Below are 1569 nucleotides of genomic sequence, written 5' to 3' on the forward strand. Positions count from 1 at the left end.
TGATGTTAGTATATTAGTGTAGACACAAAAAGTAGAACGTCTTAAAATATAAAAAGGGATGGAAGTGTCTACAATGGCAAAAGGACAAAAATATTATACAGAAGAATTTAGAAAGACAATTGTAGAGCTCTATAATTCTGGTAAGAGTTTGGCAGAGCTTAGTAGCGAATATGGCATATCAAAATCAACAATCAATGGATGGCTTAAGAAAGCTAAACCAATAACTGTGGATAAAGATACAAGTATAACATCAGCAGAGTATCAGGCAATGTTAAAAAAGATGGCAAGGCTTGAGGAGGAAAATGAAATATTAAAAAAAGCCATGGCCATATTGGCAAAGAAGTAACCTCTATTTTCAAGTTTATCAATGAGCATAAAAAAGAGCATGATATCAAGTTAATGTGTGAAGTTTTAAAAGTTTCAAGAAGCTCTTTCTATAAGTACCTACACAAAACCGAAAGCAAAAGAAGCATAGAAAACAAGATGTATGTGGAAGAAATACTGAATATCTATAAAGAAAGTAACGGCCGTTATGGTGCTCCTAAAATACATAAAGTACTTCGTGAAGAAAGAGGATACGCTATAAGTCTTAAGAGAGTCCAAAGGATTATGAAAAAACTAAATATAAAATCTATAATTATCAAAAAATTGAGACCTCACTCTTCAAAAAGTAGAATAGAGGAAAGAGAAAACGTTTTGAAAAGAGATTTTTCAACAACTACAATAAATGAAAAATGGGTTACTGACATAACTTATATCCACACAAATAAAGATGGTTGGTGCTATCTCGCTTCAGTTTTGGATCTACATACAAAGAAGATTATTGGCTATGCTTTTTCAAAGACTATGGATACAGAACTAGCTATAAAGGCTGTAGAAAATGGTGTTAGTATAGTTTTATAGACACAATAACTCGAACATATTAAAATAAAATTAGAGAGAGGATGTGTCTATAAAATGGCAAGAAATCAAAGAAAATATTCCGAAGAATTTTAAAATACAATAGTGGAGTTGTATAATTCAGGAAAAAGTTTATCAGAGTTAAGCAGCGAATGATGTTAAGCTAATGTGTAAACTGCTTAAGGTTTCAAGAAGCTCTTATTACAAAAGTCTTAACAAAGTTGAAAGTAAAAGAAGTATTGAAAATAAAAGATTAAAAGAAGAAATTCTTAAAATATATAATGATAATAAAAAACGATATGGAGCTCCTAAGATCCATAAAATACTAATAAATCAGGGAGAATCCATAAGTTTAAAGAGAGTTCAAAGGTTTATGAATGATTTAGGGATAAAGTCAATAGTTTGTAAGAAGTACAAGCCCTATTCATCTAAAACAAAGGTTGAAGAAAAGGAAAACATATTAAAAAGAGATTTTTCCACAACTACAATAAATGAAAAATAGGTTACAGATATTACATATATCCATACTTTGCGAGATGGATGGTGCTACCTTGCTTCTGTAATGGACCTTCATAGTAGAAAAATCATAGGCTATGCCTTTGATAAGGTAATGGATACTAATCTAGCTATTAGAGCTGTAAAAAATGCCTATGAATTTCAGAAACCTAG

General features: G+C 30.5%; 4 protein-coding genes. All 4 read left to right on the plus strand.

Features of this window, described 5'->3' with window-relative positions; genetic code table 11:
• Positions 1-73 precede the first annotated feature (73 nt).
• Positions 74-346, plus strand: coding sequence for a transposase (locus tag Q428_RS13955; protein WP_035382001.1), 273 nt, complete (start codon positions 74-76; stop codon positions 344-346).
• Positions 347-363: 17 nt separating this feature from the next.
• A complete protein-coding gene (locus Q428_RS13960; RefSeq protein ID WP_242847867.1) occupies positions 364-903 on the plus strand; it encodes an IS3 family transposase in 540 nt (179 codons plus the stop codon).
• 163 nt (positions 904-1066) lie between these two features.
• Positions 1067-1402 carry an IS3 family transposase gene (locus Q428_RS13965; RefSeq protein ID WP_084478417.1) on the plus strand — a complete coding sequence of 112 codons (336 nt, stop codon included), beginning with the start codon at positions 1067-1069 and terminating at the stop codon, positions 1400-1402.
• 9 nt (positions 1403-1411) lie between these two features.
• Positions 1412-1569 (plus strand): DDE-type integrase/transposase/recombinase (locus tag Q428_RS16710; protein WP_423219599.1); only part of this gene is annotated, 158 nt, incomplete at its 3' end.

The organism is Fervidicella metallireducens AeB (assembly GCF_000601455.1).
Taxonomy (GTDB): Bacteria; Bacillota; Clostridia; order Clostridiales; family Caloramatoraceae; genus Fervidicella; species Fervidicella metallireducens.

Excerpts from the sequence above, each read along its gene's own strand:
- Q428_RS13955 (WP_035382001.1), top strand. The coding sequence starts at position 74 with ATGGCAAAAGGACAAAAATATTATACAGAAGAATTTAGAAAGACAATT.
- Q428_RS13965 (WP_084478417.1), top strand. The coding sequence starts at position 1,067 with ATGTGTAAACTGCTTAAGGTTTCAAGAAGCTCTTATTACAAAAGTCTT.